The organism is Streptomyces sp. NRRL S-1813, from assembly GCF_000719605.1.
Taxonomy (GTDB): Bacteria; Actinomycetota; Actinomycetes; order Streptomycetales; family Streptomycetaceae; genus Streptomyces; species Streptomyces decoyicus.
Window position 1 is genome coordinate 85,585 of sequence record NZ_JOHB01000003.1, and the last position, 15,405, is coordinate 100,989.

Genomic DNA, 15,405 nt, shown 5'->3' on the forward strand with positions numbered 1-15,405 from the left:
GGACACACATGGGCAACGGATTCATGGGTCCGGAGGGTTACGGCCCGGACTCGTTCGGTGACTTCCTCGCGCGCTTCTTCGGTGCCGCGCAGTCCGCGAGCGGCGAGCCGGGGCAGCCCGCGCCCCGGCAGGCGGACATCGCCCGCATGATGAGCGGGCCCGCCCGGGATCTGGTGACCTCCGCAGCCGCCTACGCCGCCGAGCACGGCAGTCCGGAACTCGGTACCGAGCACCTCCTGCGGGCCGCCCTCGCCGCCGAACCGACCCGCCGCATGCTGCAACAGGCGGGGGCGGATCCCGACACGCTGGCGGCCGAGATCGACCGCGGCGCGGGTTCGGGGCCGAAGCAGGCCAGCGTCGCCGTGACCCCCGCGGTCAAGCGGGCCCTGCTGGGCGCGCACGATCTGGCGCGGGACAACGGGGCCTCGTACATCGGCCCGGAGCATGTGCTGGACGCGCTGGCGGCCAACATGGACTCGGCAGCGGGGCGCATCCTGAACCTCGCCCACTTCGATCCGCAGGCCGCACCGCAGGGCAGCCTCGGAGGCCAGCACGCGGGGCCCGAGCACGGCGCCCCGCCGAAGCACGACACGCCGACCCTGGACAAGTACAGCCGTGATCTGACCGACCTGGCGCGGGCGGGCCGGATCGATCCGGTCATCGGCCGCGAGGAGCAGATCGAGCAGACCATCGAGGTGCTCTCGCGCCGGGGCAAGAACAACCCGGTGCTGGTCGGTGACGCGGGGGTGGGCAAGACCGCGATCGTCGAGGGCCTGGCGCAGCGCCTCGCCGACGGGGACATCCCCGAGAACCTGGCGGGACGGCGTGTCGTCGCCCTGGATCTGACGGCGGTCGTCGCCGGCACCCGCTACCGCGGTGACTTCGAGGAGCGGCTGAACGGCATCATCGAGGAGGTCCGCGCGCACCCCGAGTCGCTGATCGTGTTCATCGACGAACTGCACACGGTCGTCGGTGCCGGCGGGGGCAGCGGAGACGGCGGGTCGCTTGAGGCGAGCAATATGCTCAAGCCCGCCCTGGCACGCGGCGAGATGCATGTCATCGGCGCCACCACCCTGGAGGAGTACCGGCGGAACATCGAGAAGGACGCCGCGCTGGCCCGCCGCTTCCAGCCCATTCTCGTGCCCGAGCCCGATGTCTCCGACACGGTGGAGATTCTGCGCGGGCTACAGGACCGCTACGAAGCCCATCACCAGGTGCGCTACACGAACGAGGCGCTGCTCGCGGCGGTCGAGCTCTCGGACCGCTATATCGCCCACCGCTTCCTTCCCGACAAGGCGATCGACCTGCTCGACCAGGCGGGCGCACGGGTCAGGCTCCGTTCCGGCGCCAAGGCCACCGACGTACGCGACCTGGAACGCGAGCGGGAGCAGCTGGTGCGGGACAAGGACCAGGCGGTCGCCGCCGAGCAGTACGAGCGGGCCACCGAGCTGCGTGACCGGATCGCCGCACTCGCCGCGCGGATCGAGGCCGGCCGGGGCGAGCCGCTGAGCGACGGCCGGATCGTGCAGGTCACCGCGGAGGACATCGCCGAGATCGTGTCGCGGCAGACCGGTGTGCCCGTGAGCAGTCTGACCCAGGAGGAGAAGGAGCTGCTGCTCGGGCTGGAGGAGCGGCTGCACACCCGGGTGATCGGCCAGGACGACGCGGTCACGGCCGTCTCCGAGGCGATCCTGCGGTCGCGGGCCGGACTTGCCGACCCCGACCGCCCGATCGGCAGCTTCCTCTTCCTCGGCCCGACGGGTGTGGGCAAGACCGAGCTGGCCCGCGCGCTCGCCGAGGCGCTGTTCGGCACCGAGGACCGCATGGTGCGGCTGGACATGAGCGAGTATCAGGAGCGGCACACGGTCAGCCGGCTGGTCGGTGCTCCCCCGGGATACGTCGGTCATGAGGACGCGGGACAGCTCACCGAGGCGGTGCGCCACCACCCGTATGCGCTGCTGCTGCTCGACGAGGTGGAAAAGGCTCACCCCGATGTCTTCAACATCCTGCTCCAGGTCCTCGACGACGGGCATCTGACCGACTCCCAGGGTCGTCGGGTCGACTTCAAGAACACCGTCGTCGTGATGACGAGCAACCTCGGCTCCGAGGCGCTCAGCGGCGGCCGCGGAGTGCTCGGCTTCGGCCCGGACAGCACGGGGGCCGACGGGGGCGACGGCGCGCGGGAACGGGCGCTCGGCTCCTTGCGCGAACACTTCCGCCCGGAGTTCCTCAACCGGCTCGACGAGATCATCGTCTTCCGCCGGCTGACCGACGACCAGTTGCGGCAGATCACCACCCTGCTGCTCGACGGGACCACCCGCAGGCTGCGCGCCCAGGACATCTCCGTCGAGTTCACGCCCGGCGCCGTGGACTGGCTCACCCACCGCGGCCATCAGCCCGAATACGGGGCCCGGCCGCTGCGGCGCACCATCCAGCGCGAGGTCGACAATGCGCTCTCGCGGCTGCTGCTGGACGGTGCGCTGACGGCCGGGGGCGAGGTGCGGGTCGAGGTGAAGGACGACGAGCTGGCGTTCCGCATCGACGAGAAACGGTAGGAGCCGGGGTGGCGGCGCTGGGCCCTCGTGACACGTCCGAGGGGCGCGACGAGTCGCCGGAAGAGCGGGCCGACCGGCGGTGGAACGAACTGCTGCAAGAGGTGCGGGTGATCCAGACCGGGGTGCAGATCCTCTTCGCGTTTCTGCTCACCGTCGCCTTCACCCCGCGCTTCACCACGCTGGAGCCCACCGACAAGGCCATCTACGTGGTGACGGTCCTGCTGGGGGCGGCCACGACCGGCGCGCTGATCGGCACGGTGACCTTTCACCGGCTGGTCACCGGCCACCGGTTGAAGCCCGAGACGGTGATGTGGGCCTCACGCCTGGCCCTGCTCGGCATCGTCCTCCTGCTGGGGACGGTCGCCTCCGCGCTGCTGCTGATCCTGCGCATCGCCCTGCACAATGCCGCCGTTCCCTGGGTTGTCACAGGGATGGTCGTCTGGTTCGTGGTCTGCTGGTTCGTGCTGCCCGCCTGGATTCTGCACCGGTATTCGGCCAGGGACTGAGCGGAGCGAGCAGACCGGGCGGTGCGAGCGCTGGGAGCGGGGCACACCACGGGCGCGTCCGGTGCCCGGACCTCTCGTGCCCCTGTGGTGCCGGCGCCCCGCCGCCCGATGCGCCCCGCCGCCCCGTGCGTCAACGGCCGCCAAGGGCGCGGGCCGAGACCCTGATCTGGGTCTCGGCCCGCGCCCTTGGCGGCCGTTGCGCCGTCGCCGGCTAGGCGCGCGCGGCGGCCGGACCCATCCGGCGCGGGCGGTAGAGCAGCGCCGCGCCCGCGAGCCCGGCGCTGACGATCGCCAGTCCCACGGCCATCAGCTCGGGCCACATGCCCGTTTCTCCCAGGCCGCTGCCCATGGGCGCGAAGACGCCGGCCCGGGACAGCGCGTGCAGGGCGATGATGATCATCGCCGCGGCGGCGCTCACCGTCCAGACCAGGGCGGTGTCGCGCATCGCCAGCCAGCCGGCCAGCAGCAGGTAGACGATGGCGATGGCCATCGAGAGCCCGGCGGTCGTCTGGGCGCCCTGGAGATGCGACGAGTTCACGGGCAGATGGCTCAGACCGCACAGCGCCAGGGCCACGGCCGCGGGCCAGCGCAGGACGGACCTCAGCACACCGGAGACGGCGTAGCCCGGCGGCCGGCCCTCGTCGCCCGAGGAGGCCCCCGAGGAGGCCCACGGCGGGCTGCCCTGCGGCATGGTGCGGGCAGGCGGCTGGGCCCAGGGCGCGCGCTGGGGCGGCTGGCCCATGGCGGACTCGCGGTGCGCGGTGTTCAGCGGCTGCCCGTTGGCGCCCAGGGGGCGCACATCGGGGTCGAGCACATGCATGGACGCGGTGGGCTGGGGTTCTGGTTCGAAGGGGTCCCCGGGGCCGGCCGGGAAGTGATCGGCCATGGCGTGGACACCGGCGGCGCCGGCCTTCGTCCGGTCGAACAGCTCGATCAGCTGCGCCACCTCCTCGACGGATCTGTCGACGGCCACCGCGCGCAGCGCCTCATAGCTCGATTCCGCGGTGTGCGGGGTGGCCCGCAGCATGTCGAAGAGCGCGGCGACCTCGCTCACCGGACGGGCGACCACTGCCATGCGAAGGGCTTCATCGCCCGGGTTGGGAACGTCGCCGCTGCGCTTGAGCAGTTCCACCAGGGCGGCGACTTCCTCCAAGGGCCGATTGGTGACTGCCTCCCACAAAAGGGTGTGGGCCGAGTTTTTCTCATGGGTCATGGGCGGAAAGTGCTCGCCGGGTTCTGTCGAGGACAGTCCGGCGTCGCCCCCACAAAGAGCTGGTTCGGATGTCATGGAGGGACTCCACTGAACGAGGGGAGCGTCAAACACCAGAAGCGCTGACACTCGGCGGACGTTGAGAGTGCTGTGGTTCAGCCAACGTCCCTTCTGTGTGCCCTCGCCATTCAGGAAGGCCATCCGGTGGAGACACGCCGGTACGGCCGGGCGCGCCGCGGTCGGCGGTCGCGCATCGGCGGCCCCGGACCGAGGGACCCGGCCGGCTCGGTCCGGTCGGTTCGGGACCGTTCCGCGATCCCCGGAATCGGGCGTCGCGGCACCTGTCCCGGCACCTCTCCGCCCCCACTGATTACAGCCGGATATGTGCCCTCGCGGAACGTGACTCTTCGACGTGCCGAGAGCCGCCGAGCCTGATTGCCTGGTAGGTGCAGCTCCCTCTACAGCGTTTCGAGGACAGATCATGAACGCCACAGGAGAATCACGCGGACGAATCCAGCAGATGCGCGACAAGGCCCAGGAATTGCAGGCGGCCGCGGAACGGTCCGGCGACCCGGAGGAGCGCAAGCGGCTCCAGGAGAAGGCCCGCAGGCTCGCGTCCCAGAGCGAGCAGGAAAGCGGTATGGCCAGCGGAGACATTTACCCCGCCGAGTAGGGCCCCACGTTCTCGCCCGGCAGCGGAAGAATGGGGTGATCCGTGGACGGGACGCGCGCCCGGCGCCGCGTCCCGTCTCTGTGCGCCACGGCGTGCGCGGCCGCCGCGCCCGTCCCTCACACCGTGAACGGCCGCTGCTCCAGAAATGCGTCGGCGGGCCGGCCGGCCAGATACAGATTCGGGCTCTGGGCGGGCGGCATATCCAGCCCGTCGGCGTGTGAACACGCCGATGCGCCCAACCGCCTGAACGGTCCCGCCGCGGACGGGGCGCCGCCGGTGCGCGCGGCTGGTCGAGTGGCTTCGGGGTGGGCACCGGGCGGCGGTCAGCGCCACCGGGAAGCGGATATCGCATGATCCCATCAGATTCCCCACGGGCCGGTGGGGCAGTGGCCGGTACGGCGTCCGGGCCGTCGTTCCCGCTTCGGCGCAGCTGAGCGACGGGAGGGGCGCGACGGTGCCGGGTAGGTGCGGTATGCCGTCGACCGGAGCGTCAGCACACACGGCTGTTCCACGCTGGGCGGCAACAGCGGCTCACCCGTCATCGGCCTCACCGACCACCGTGTGCTGGGCCTGCACTTCGGCTGCCGCTACGGCTTCGGCAACTACGCCGTACCGCTGTGGCAGCTGGTGGACGATCCGTTGCCGGGCCGGGCGGGGGTCAACTTCGTATGAGCCGCGCTGCGGTGCCGTCCGCCGGTTCTCCGGTCCACCCTATTTCTTGACGAATTCGGTGGTGTAGGTCTTCTTCAGGTCCACCGTGGCGTTCTTGAGGTTGGGGTTGAAGGCCTTCAGGACGCGTTCGACGGTTGCGGGGCCGTCGGCCGGCATCACACCGTCCTCGGTGAACATGGGCAGGGTGTCCTTGATGGCCTGGGCGTACAGTTCCTTGCCGCCCTGGGCGTAGTCGGACGGCATCTTCGCGGCGATCTGCTCGGGGGTGTGCGTGGACATCCACTTGAGGGTCTTCACCAGGGCGCGGGCCAGCTTCCGCACGGTGTCCTTGTGGCTGTTCACCCAGTCGGTGTTCATGTAGAGGCTGGAGGACGGGTACGGGCCGCCGAGCGCCTTCTGCGAGCCCTCGGGGGTGCGCATGTCGATGAGGACCGTGCCGAGCTTCTTGTCCAGGATCTGCGCGACCGTCGGGTCCGTCGTCATCCCGCCCTGGATCGAGCCCTGTTGGAGGGCCGAGATGAAGGTCTGTCCGGCGCCGACCGCCACCGGGGTGAACTCGTTCGTCTGCACGCCGTTCTTGACCGCGAGGTATTTGGTCAGGAAGTCGGTGGACGAGCCGAGGCCGGTGACGCCGAGCTTCTTGCCCTTGAAGTCCTTGGCCGAGGTGAGGTCGCCTGCCGCCTTGTGGGAAACGACTTCGACCTCACCGGGGGCGTGCGCGAGCTGCACCACCGATTCCACCTGCTTGCCCTTGACCTGGAGATCGAGGGTGTGGTCGTAGAAGCCGACGACGCCCTGGACGTCGCCGGAGACCAGCGAGGTGGTGGCCTGCACACCGGCCGGTTCGGTCAGCAGCGTGACGTGGACGCCTTCGTCCTCGAAATAGCCCAGCTGCTGGGTGAGTCTCGCGGGCAGATAGATGACCTTGTCGAGGCCGCCCACCATGATCTTGATCTTGCCGTTCTTGTCGTCGGGGCCGGCGGCCGAGGAGCCGCCGCAGGCGGTGAGGGTGGTCAGGGCGAGGGCGGCGGCGGCCACGGCGGCCGAGAGCTTCAGCGGGGTACGCATGGTCACGTCCTTGTGAGAGGGAAAGAGGAAAGCGGTCTGGAGGGGCCGGGGTTCAGCGGTTCAGCGGCCGTCGGCGGCATCGGCCGGCTTCCAGCGGAAGAGCCGCCGTTCGAGGAACGCCAGCAGCCCTTCGGCGAGCAGGGCGACGACGGCGAGGATCACCATGGCGGCGTACACACCGGCCGCGTTGAAGGTGCCCTGGGACGCCGAGACCAGCAGGCCGAGGCCCTTGGTCGCCCCGATGTACTCGCCGACGATCGCGCCGATCAGCGCGAAGCCGAAGCTGACGTGCAGGCTGGTGAAGATCCATGAGGTGGCGGAGGGGATCACCACCTGCAAGGTGACCTGGCGGTTGCTCGCGCCGAGGATGCGGGAGTTGGCGACCAGGTCGCGGTCGACCTCCCGGGCGCCCTGGAAGGCGTTGAAGAAGACCGGGAAGAAGACGAGGACGACGGCGGAGGCGACCTTGGAGGCCGGTCCGAGGCCGAACCAGATGAGGAAGATGGGGGCCAGGACGATCCGCGGCAGCGCGTTGAGCACCTTGATGTACGGGCCGAGCACATCGGCCAGGAAGCGGATCCGGCCGAGCGCGATCCCCAGCACCACACCGCCGATGACGCCGATGATCCAGCCGAGCAGCGCTTCGTAGAGCGTGTACCAGATCTGCTCCCACAGCGAGCCCTGCGGGGTGCCGTGCAGCGCCCACTGGCTCATCTGGTCCCAGATCCTGGAGGGCATGGAGAAGTTGAACGGATCGATGACGGCGGCGCGGGCCAGCCCCTCCCACAGACCGATCAGCCCGACGAGCAGCAGCACCCTGGTGCCGTGGACCAGGAGTTTGTGGTGACGCGCGGCGCGCGCCCTGGCCTGCGAACGGTCCGTACGGCCCGTTCCGGCCGGGGACTTGGCCACGGTGACGGTCTCAGGCGGCATCCGCGGCACCCCTCTCGCGGGTGATCCGGACCTCTTCGCCGAGCGAGGACCAGATCTCCCGGTAGATCTCGATGAACCGGGGCTCCAGCCGGACGGTCTCGACCTTGCGGGGACGCGGCAGATCGATCTCGAAGACCTCCTTGACGGTGGCCGGTCCTGCGGTCATGACCACGACCTTGTCGGCGAGGGCGATGGATTCCTCCAGGTCGTGGGTGACGAAGACGACGGAGGCGCCGGTCCCCGACCACAGCTCCAGCAGCTCGTCCGACATCAGCGCCCGGGTCTGCACATCGAGGGCGGAGAACGGCTCGTCCATGAGGAGGAGTTCGGGGTCGTTGACGAAGGTCGCGGCGAGCGCGACACGTTTGCGCTGCCCGCCCGAGAGCTGGTGCGGATAGCGGTCCTCGAAGGCCGTGAGCCCGACCCGGGCGAGCCACTCCCGCGCCCGCTGCCGGGCCTCGGCCTTCGGTACGCCGCGGAACCGGGGCCCGGCCATCACATTCGACAGCACGGTGCGCCACGGGAAGACCGCGTCCTGCTGGAAGACGAACCCGATCTTGTCGCCGATGCCGCGGACCGGCTCACCGGCGACCAGCACCTCGCCTTCCGTGGGCTCTTCCAGCCCGCTGACCAGCGTCAGCGTGGTGGACTTACCGCACCCGGTGGGGCCGACGACCGCGACGAACTCACCGCGTTCGACGACCAGATCCAGATCCCGGACGGCGGTGTGCAGCGCCCCCGAGGGAGTCCGGAATGCCTTGCTCGTACCCCGCAGTTCGATAGCGGGGCTCGTGTGGCTGTTCATGGCTCGGGAGGTTAGGAGTGATCCGGGCCACAGCGGCAGCCTTGTGGGCGCAAGCGACCTTTCTGCGCGCAAACCCTGTTGTGCTCGTTCTGCTCACGCTAGAACGGCTAAGTCCTCACCAGGGGGTGTGCGCGCGCTCACACACGGCTTACGGTGCGGGCACCACGAGATGAAAATGGAAGATTCGGTTCCGCAAAGGGCGGAGGGCCGGAGACAAGGGAGACCCGATGCGGATCCGCTGGCCCCGACGGGTCTTTGCGCAGGTGCTGACCGCGCAAGTGGCCCTCACCACCGGGGTCATGGTGCTCGCCACCAGCCTGTTCCTCGCCCCGCTCAGCTCCGAGCTGGACGACCAGGCGATGCGCCGGGCACTGTCCATCGCCCAGACCACCGCCGCCGACCCGGACCTCGCCCGGGAGCTGGTCGCCACCGGGCCGACGGTGCACGGGCCGGTGCAGGCCGACGCGGAGCGGATCCGTACCGCGACCGGGGCGCTGTACATCGTCGTGATGGACACCCGCGGAGTGCGCTGGTCCCACACCCACACCGACGAGATCGGGCGGCATGTCTCCACCGATCCGAGCCGGACCCTCGCCGGGCGGCAGGTGCGCCAGATCGACACCGGCACACTGGGGCGGTCGGCCCGCGCCAAGGTGCCGCTGCGCGATGGCCACGGCCGGATCGTCGGCGCGGTGTCCGTCGGTATCGCCTACGAGAGCGTCCGCGGGCGGCTGTTCGGCACCATTCCCGGACTGCTGCGCTACGCGGGCGCCGCACTGGCCGTCGGTGTGCTGGCCGCGGTCGCGCTCTCCCGGAGACTGCGGCGCCGTACGCACGGTGTGGCGTTCGCCGATATCTCCGCGCTGCTCGACGAGCGGGAGGCGATGCTGCACGGCATCCGTGAGGGCGTCGTCGCCTTCGACCGGCGCGGCCGCATCCGGCTGGTCAATGACGAGGCCGCGCGGTTGCTGGGCCTGGACGCGCGGGCGGCCGGCCGGGCGTTGGACGAGGTGCTGCCGCCGGGCCGGACGACGGATGTGCTGGCCGGGCGGGTGGACGGCGCGGATCTGCTGGCCGTCAGCGGCGGGCGGGTGCTGGTCGCCAACCGTATGCCGACCCAGGACGGCGGGGCGGTGGTGACCCTGCGGGACCGCACCGAGCTGGAGCTGCTCGGCCGTGAACTGGACAGCACACAGGGGCTGCTGGACGCCCTGCGGGCCCAGGACCACGAGCATGCCAATCAACTGCACACCGTGCGCGGGCTGCTGGAACTCGGCCGGCACGAAAAGGCGGTGGAGTTCGTCAGCGAAGTGGCCAGTGCGCAGCGGACGTCCGCGGAGCAGATCGCGGAGCGGGTGCACGATCCGCTGCTGTCGGCGCTGCTCGTCGGCAAGGCGGCCGTCGCGGCCGAGCGCGGGGTGTCGCTGCGGGTGTCGTCCGCGACGCTGCTGCCCGATGCGGTGGTCGATCCGCGCGATCTGGTGACCGTGCTGGGCAATCTCATCGACAACGCGCTGGACGCCACCGCGGAGCGCCGCTGCGACGAGCCGTTCGTCGAGGTGGAGCTGCGGGCCGAGCGCACCACGGCCGTATTGCGGGTCTCGGACACGGGGCCGGGGGTGCCGCCGCGGCTGCGGGAGCGGATCTTCGCCGAGGGCTGGTCCTCCAAGGCCGCCCCGCCCGCCGCCGGGGCCCCGTCGTCCGCGCACCCGGCGGCCTTCCACCGCGGCCGCGGCATCGGCCTCGCGCTGGTGCGCCGGCTCGCCGAGCGCTACGGCGGGATGGCCCGGGTGACCGCCCGCGCGGGCGGCGGCGCGGTCTTCACCGTCGTCCTCCCCGAGGCGCTCGCCCGGCAGGACGACTCCCCGGAGCGCCGGCTCACGGCGGCAGGAGAGCCACGGTGAAGGAGGAAACACTGGTGAAGGGGAGACCACGGTGACAGGAATGCGACGACGGCCGCGGCGCCACGGGCGCGCGGCGCCGCAGGGGCGAAGACCCCTGGCCGGCGGAGCGCCACGATGATCGATGTGCTGGTCGTGGACGACGACTTCCACGTCGCCGAGATCAATGCCGCGTATGTGTCCCAGGTACCCGGCTTCCGGATCACCGGCCGCGCCCACACCGCCGCCCAGGCCCTGGCCACCCTGGAGCGCACCCATGTCGATCTGGTGCTGCTCGACCACTATCTGCCCGATGAAACCGGCCTGGCGCTGGTGCGGCGGCTGCGGCAGCTCGGCCACCGCGCCGACGTGATCATGGTGACCGCGGCCCGCGATGTCGCCACGGTCCAGGACGCGATGCGCTGCGGTGCGCTGCAATATCTCGTCAAGCCGTTCGGCTTCTCCGGACTGCGCGCCAAGCTCGACGGCTACGCGACGCTGCGCCGGACCGTGGAGGGGGTCGGCGGCCGCGGCGAGGCCGGCCAGGAGCAGGTGGACCGCATCTTCGGCGCCTTCAGGACCACCGACTCCCCGCACACGGAGCTCCCCAAGGGCCACTCGGCGGCGACCGTCGATCTGATCCGCCGGGTCCTGGGCGCGGCCGGACACCCACTGTCCGCCCACGAGGTCGCCGAACGCGCCGGTGTCAGCCGCTCCACGGCCCAGCGCTACCTCAAACACCTCGAACGCGGCGGCCACATCACCCTGACCCTCAAATACGGGGACACCGGACGCCCCGAGCACCGCTACCGATGGGCGGACGCACACTGACCGGCCCGGTCACGACGGTCCGTACGGCCGGCCGCCCGGCAGTCCCCGCGGAATCCGCGCAATCCGCAGAATCCGCGAGGCCGAGTCCGCCAGGAGCACGAGCCGGACGGGACCGTGCGGACCCGCCTAGGCTGCCGATCATGAATGCAGTGACAACCAGTGGGACGGGCCCCGGGCCCGTCATCCTCGACGCGATACGACTGACTGCCGATCCGGAGTCGGCGGCCGGCTTCGCCGCGTCGGCGCACCGGATCCTGGCGGACCTGGTCCGCGGCGGTGCGCCGCTCGGCTGGGTCGACCCGCCCCCCGTGGACGAGGTGGCGGAGCTCGTCGACCGCGTGCTGCGCGCCGCACGGTCCGGGGACGGGGCGCTGCGTGCGGCGTATGCGGGCGGCCGGCTGGTCGGGCTGGGGTACTGGCTGCGCTATGCCCGTCCGACCAACCGGCAGCACGCGGATCTGGAGAAGCTCGCGGTGGCGCCCGAGGCTCATGGCCAAGGCATCGGCCGGTCGTTGACCAGCGCTCTGGTCGAGGACGCCCGGGATGCGGGGATCGAGGTCCTCACCCTGGACGCACGGGCCGACAACACCCGGGCACTGGACCTCTACCGGTCGCTCGGCTTCAGCGAATACGGCCGCCTCCCCGACTTCGTCGCCATGGGCGGCCGCCGCTACGACAAGGTCTTCTACATGCTGGACTTCCGCGGAACCGGGCAGCCGGAGCAGCAGGCGCCGCACCCGCAGTAGCGGCGTCGTCACGAAGGGACACGGGGCCGGCCCACCGGGAATCCCCCGCGCCCCACCTCTTGACAGTTCCCCCCGCGGGAACTGACGATCCACGGGTGAACCTGTCAGACAGCCAGACAGCTGGCGATGTGCCCCGGCGGATCAGCGCGATGGAAGCGGTCCTGCACCACTTGCGCGGCGCCATCGAGCGGGGCGACTACGCGGTCGGGGACAAGCTCCCCTCCGAGGCGGAGCTCTGCCGGCGGCTGGAAGTGAGCAGACCCGTGCTCCGGGAAGCACTGCGCGCGCTCCAGACAATGGGGCTGACGGTCTCGCGTACCGGCAAGGGCACCTTCGTCGTCTCGGACGGCGCGGTGGCGGACCCCACCTTCGGCGACTACGCGGCGAGCGACCTCCTCGAGGTGCGCCGGCATGTGGAGATCCCGGTGGCCGGGTACGCGGCGGTGCGCCGTACGCCGGAGGACCTCGATCAGCTGACCCATCTGCTGGAGCGAATGGAGCAGGAGACCGACACCACCGCATGGGTGGCGATGGATTCCCTCTTCCATCTCGCCGTCGCGCAGGCGGCGCGCAATCCGGTCTTCCGCAGGGTCATCGAGGAGATCCGCGATGCGCTGGCCCGCCAGTCGGCCTTCCTCAACGAGCTCGGCGGCCGGCGCGAGCAGTCGAACCGGGAACACCGGGCGATCGTCGAGGCACTCGTCGACAGCTCCGAGAACGACGCGGTGGACGCCATGCGGCACCACCTCGCACGCGTCGAGACGACGCTGACCACCATCGTGCGGCCGCAACACCGTACGACCCCCTCCACGGAAGACGAGGATCACGCGTGAGCGAGCAATCCCTCCGGCAGGCGGAACGGCAGCAGCAACAGGGAGCAGGACAGGACGCCGCACAGCGGCCGTCGGGCGGGCATGTGGACGCCGGTGACGCCGGGTACCAGAAGTCCCTCACCTCCCGGCACGTCAACATGATCGCGATCGGCGGGGCCATCGGCACCGGGCTCTTCCTGGGCGCGGGCGGCCGGCTCGCCGGCGCCGGGCCGTCGCTGGCGGTGGCGTACGCGGTCTGCGGTCTGTTCGCGTTCCTGGTGGTGCGCGCGCTGGGCGAGCTGGTGCTGCACCGGCCGTCCTCGGGTGCGTTCGTGTCGTACGCGCGGGAATTCCTCGGCGAGAAGGGGGCGTTCGTCGCGGGCTGGATGTACTTCCTGAACTGGGCGACCACCGGGATCGCGGACATCACGGCGGTGGCGACCTATACACACTACTGGGGCATGCTCTCCGACATCCCGCAGTGGGTGATCGCGCTGATCGCGCTCGCGGTCGTGCTGACCGTGAACCTCATCTCCGTGAAGATCTTCGGCGAGCTGGAATTCTGGTTCGCGATCGTCAAGGTCGGAGCGCTGGTCGTCTTCATGCTGATCGGCATCTTTCTGCTGGTCACCCAGCACCCGGTGGCCGGCCACTCCCCCGGCCCCTCGCTGATCGCCGACCACGGCGGGCTCTTCCCGACCGGGACCCTGGCGATGCTGCTGGTCATCCAGGGTGTGGTGTTCGCCTACGCCTCGGTCGAGCTGGTCGGTGTCACGGCCGGCGAGACCGCGGAGCCGGAGAAGATCATGCCAAGGGCGATCAACTCCATCATGTGGCGGGTGGCGCTGTTCTACGTCGGCTCGGTGGTGCTGCTGGCGATGCTGCTGCCCTGGAACTCGTACTCGGCCGCCGAGAGCCCCTTCGTCACCGTGCTGTCCCGTGTCGGGATACCGGCCGCGGGCGGCGTGATGAACCTCGTCGTGCTCACCGCCGCGATGTCCAGCCTCAACTCCGGCCTCTACTCCACCGGGCGCATTCTGCGCTCGATGGCGATGTCCGGCTCCGCGCCGCGGTTCACCGGGGTGATGAGCCGCAGCCAGGTCCCCTACGGCGGCATTCTGCTCACCTCGGGAGTGTGCGTACTGGGCGTGGGGCTCAACTACGTCGTCCCGAGCCAGGCGTTCGAGATCGTGCTGAACTTCGCGGCGATCGGCATCCTCAGCACCTGGGCAATGATCATGGTCTGCCATCTGCTCTTCTGGCGGAAGACGCGGGCCGGGCTGCTCGTCCGCCCCGGCTACCGGCTCCCCGGATCGCCCTGGACCGAGTGCGTCACGCTGGCCTTTCTCGCCCTCGTCCTGGTGTTGATGTGGGCCGACGGCGGAGCCGGCCGTACGACCGTGCTGTCGCTGCCCGCGATCGTGGCGGCCCTGGTCGGGGGCTGGTTCCTGGTACGGGGCCGGGTCGGCACCCTCCGGGACGCGGCGGCGCGCGAGAGCGGCGGGCAGCCGGCCCCCGACGTCGCCGAGCGCGCGACGGGCAGCGGCAGCACCCCGCACTCCGAAGACACCAACAGCACCGAAGACAGCAACAGCACCGAAGACAGCAACAGCACCGAAAGCACCGAGAACGGATCATGAGTCAGAGCACCACCACCCTGCCGCCGCACCGCACTCCGGGCGAACCGCCCGCGCTCCGCGTACCGGCCCACGTCCCCGTCGCCCATGTGGTGCGCGGAGGGCTCGTCGAGGGCGTCCACCACGGCTCGGTCGTGGTGCTGGCGGCCGACGGGAGCGTGGCGTTCCAGGCGGGCGACATCGAGGCCGCGTTCTACCCGCGCTCGGCGCTCAAGCCTCTCCAGGCGGTCGGTCTGCTGCGCGCGGGGCTGCCGCCGCTGGACGACGAGGCGCTGGCCCTGGTCGCGGCCAGCCACTCCGGTGAGGAGCGGCACCTGGCCGGCGCCCGGAACATCCTGACCCTCGGCCAACTGACCGAGGACGACCTGCGCAACGTCCCCGATCTGCCGTACGACCCCGCCGTACGGGACGCGTGGATCCGCCGCGGCCTCGGGCCCACCCGCCTCGCGCAGAACTGCTCGGGCAAGCACGCCGCCATGCTCCTGACGGCCCGCACCCGGGACTGGCGCCTGGACGACTACCTCGCCCCCGGGCACCCGTTGCAGCGGGAACTCGCCGCGACGGTGGAGGACCTCACCGGCCAGGGCATCGCCCGGGTCACGGTCGACGGCTGCGGCGCCCCGCTGTTCTCCGTCTCCCTGCACGGTCTGACCCGGGCCGCGGCCCGGCTGGCGACGGCCGCCCCCGGCACCGACGAGGGCCGGGTCGCGCACGCCATGCGCGAGCACCCGGAGATGGTCTCCGGCAGCGGCCGGGACGTTGCCCGCCTGGTACGGGCGGTGCCCGGGCTGCTCGCCAAGGACGGTTTCGAGGGGGTGCAGGTCGCGGCGCTGCCGGACGGGCGGGCCGTCGGCGTGAAGATAGCCGACGGCGCCGACCGCGCCCGGATGCCGGTGACGGCGGCGGCCCTGGCGCACTGCGGGGTCGACCCCGACGTCCTCGCCGCCTTCGCCACCACACCCGTCATCGGCGGTGGCGCTCCGGTCGGGACGCTCCACGCGACGGATTCCCTGACCCCACAGGACATCTGACACCCCGTCACCTCAGTCGTCCCCTCCCCTGCCCCACCTCACAAAG

Annotated in this window: 14 protein-coding genes; 10 read left to right on the plus strand and 4 right to left on the minus strand. The window is 71.0% G+C overall.

The features are described from left to right. Positions 1–8 precede the first annotated feature (8 nt). Positions 9–2,555, plus strand: coding sequence for an ATP-dependent Clp protease ATP-binding subunit (locus IF67_RS0107510; RefSeq protein ID WP_030983368.1), 2,547 nt, complete (start codon positions 9–11; stop codon positions 2,553–2,555). Between the two features lie 8 nt (positions 2,556–2,563). After that, positions 2,564–3,061, plus strand: coding sequence for a DUF6328 family protein (locus IF67_RS0107515; RefSeq protein ID WP_030983370.1), 498 nt, complete (start codon positions 2,564–2,566; stop codon positions 3,059–3,061). Between the two features lie 211 nt (positions 3,062–3,272). On the opposite strand, the gene IF67_RS0107520 is transcribed toward IF67_RS0107515, so the two are convergent. Then, entirely contained in the window at positions 3,273–4,274 is a 1,002-nt protein-coding gene (locus tag IF67_RS0107520; protein WP_234341009.1) for a hypothetical protein, read from the minus strand. A gap of 478 nt (positions 4,275–4,752) precedes the next feature. Between IF67_RS0107520 and IF67_RS0107525 the strand changes: the two genes are divergently transcribed. Both IF67_RS0107525 and IF67_RS0107535 read left to right on the plus strand, forming a co-directional pair. Further along, positions 4,753–4,944, plus strand: a complete 192-nt coding sequence (locus IF67_RS0107525; protein ID WP_030983374.1) for a DUF6381 family protein — start codon at positions 4,753–4,755, stop codon at positions 4,942–4,944. Between the two features lie 465 nt (positions 4,945–5,409). Further along, positions 5,410–5,616: a hypothetical protein gene (locus tag IF67_RS0107535; protein WP_030983375.1), complete on the plus strand. Its 207-nt coding sequence runs from the start codon at positions 5,410–5,412 to the stop codon at positions 5,614–5,616. Between the two features lie 39 nt (positions 5,617–5,655). Here IF67_RS0107535 and IF67_RS0107540 read toward each other — a convergent pair whose 3' ends face one another. Genes IF67_RS0107540 through IF67_RS0107550 form a run of 3 tightly spaced genes read right to left on the minus strand, consistent with a single transcriptional unit; the run spans position 5,656 to position 8,422 of the window. After that, on the minus strand, positions 5,656–6,684 hold the full coding sequence (locus tag IF67_RS0107540) for an ABC transporter substrate-binding protein (protein WP_030983377.1): 1,029 nt from the start codon (positions 6,682–6,684) through the stop codon (positions 5,656–5,658). Positions 6,685–6,744: 60 nt separating this feature from the next. After that, entirely contained in the window at positions 6,745–7,617 is an 873-nt protein-coding gene (locus IF67_RS0107545; protein ID WP_030983378.1) for an ABC transporter permease, read from the minus strand. Further along, positions 7,607–8,422, minus strand: coding sequence for an ABC transporter ATP-binding protein (locus IF67_RS0107550; RefSeq protein WP_030983379.1), 816 nt, complete (start codon positions 8,420–8,422; stop codon positions 7,607–7,609). Before IF67_RS0107550 ends, IF67_RS0107545 begins: the two co-directional genes overlap by 11 nt. Before the next feature lie 227 nt (positions 8,423–8,649). Between IF67_RS0107550 and IF67_RS0107555 the strand changes: the two genes are divergently transcribed. The 6 genes from IF67_RS0107555 to IF67_RS0107580 all read left to right on the plus strand — a co-directional run bounded on the left by IF67_RS0107555 (position 8,650) and on the right by IF67_RS0107580 (position 15,359). Next, entirely contained in the window at positions 8,650–10,326 is a 1,677-nt protein-coding gene (locus tag IF67_RS0107555; protein WP_030983380.1) for a sensor histidine kinase, read from the plus strand. Between the two features lie 114 nt (positions 10,327–10,440). After that, positions 10,441–11,133, plus strand: coding sequence for a response regulator (locus IF67_RS0107560; protein ID WP_030983381.1), 693 nt, complete (start codon positions 10,441–10,443; stop codon positions 11,131–11,133). A gap of 140 nt (positions 11,134–11,273) precedes the next feature. Beyond that, positions 11,274–11,879 (plus strand): GNAT family N-acetyltransferase, encoded by a 606-nt coding sequence (locus tag IF67_RS0107565; protein WP_051817760.1) that lies wholly within the window; start codon positions 11,274–11,276, stop codon positions 11,877–11,879. A gap of 95 nt (positions 11,880–11,974) precedes the next feature. Further along, positions 11,975–12,712, plus strand: coding sequence for a FadR/GntR family transcriptional regulator (locus IF67_RS0107570; RefSeq protein ID WP_030983383.1), 738 nt, complete (start codon positions 11,975–11,977; stop codon positions 12,710–12,712). Further along, positions 12,709–14,331, plus strand: a complete 1,623-nt coding sequence (locus IF67_RS0107575) for an amino acid permease (RefSeq protein ID WP_420708617.1) — start codon at positions 12,709–12,711, stop codon at positions 14,329–14,331. The genes IF67_RS0107570 and IF67_RS0107575 overlap by 4 nt, the downstream gene beginning before the upstream one ends. Next, complete coding sequence (locus IF67_RS0107580; RefSeq protein ID WP_030983385.1) at positions 14,328–15,359, plus strand: asparaginase; 1,032 nt, start codon at positions 14,328–14,330, stop codon at positions 15,357–15,359. The genes IF67_RS0107575 and IF67_RS0107580 overlap by 4 nt, the downstream gene beginning before the upstream one ends. The last annotated feature ends 46 nt before the right edge of the window (positions 15,360–15,405 follow it).

Coding starts and splice junctions, on each gene's coding strand:
- IF67_RS0107510 (WP_030983368.1), top strand. CDS start 9: ATGGGCAACGGATTCATGGGTCCGGAGGGTTACGGCCCGGACTCGTTC.
- IF67_RS0107520 (WP_234341009.1), bottom strand. CDS start 4,274: ATGACCCATGAGAAAAACTCGGCCCACACCCTTTTGTGGGAGGCAGTC.
- IF67_RS0107525 (WP_030983374.1), top strand. CDS start 4,753: ATGAACGCCACAGGAGAATCACGCGGACGAATCCAGCAGATGCGCGAC.
- IF67_RS0107540 (WP_030983377.1), bottom strand. CDS start 6,684: ATGCGTACCCCGCTGAAGCTCTCGGCCGCCGTGGCCGCCGCCGCCCTC.
- IF67_RS0107545 (WP_030983378.1), bottom strand. CDS start 7,617: ATGCCGCCTGAGACCGTCACCGTGGCCAAGTCCCCGGCCGGAACGGGC.
- IF67_RS0107550 (WP_030983379.1), bottom strand. CDS start 8,422: ATGAACAGCCACACGAGCCCCGCTATCGAACTGCGGGGTACGAGCAAG.
- IF67_RS0107555 (WP_030983380.1), top strand. CDS start 8,650: ATGCGGATCCGCTGGCCCCGACGGGTCTTTGCGCAGGTGCTGACCGCG.
- IF67_RS0107560 (WP_030983381.1), top strand. CDS start 10,441: ATGATCGATGTGCTGGTCGTGGACGACGACTTCCACGTCGCCGAGATC.
- IF67_RS0107565 (WP_051817760.1), top strand. CDS start 11,274: ATGAATGCAGTGACAACCAGTGGGACGGGCCCCGGGCCCGTCATCCTC.
- IF67_RS0107580 (WP_030983385.1), top strand. CDS start 14,328: ATGAGTCAGAGCACCACCACCCTGCCGCCGCACCGCACTCCGGGCGAA.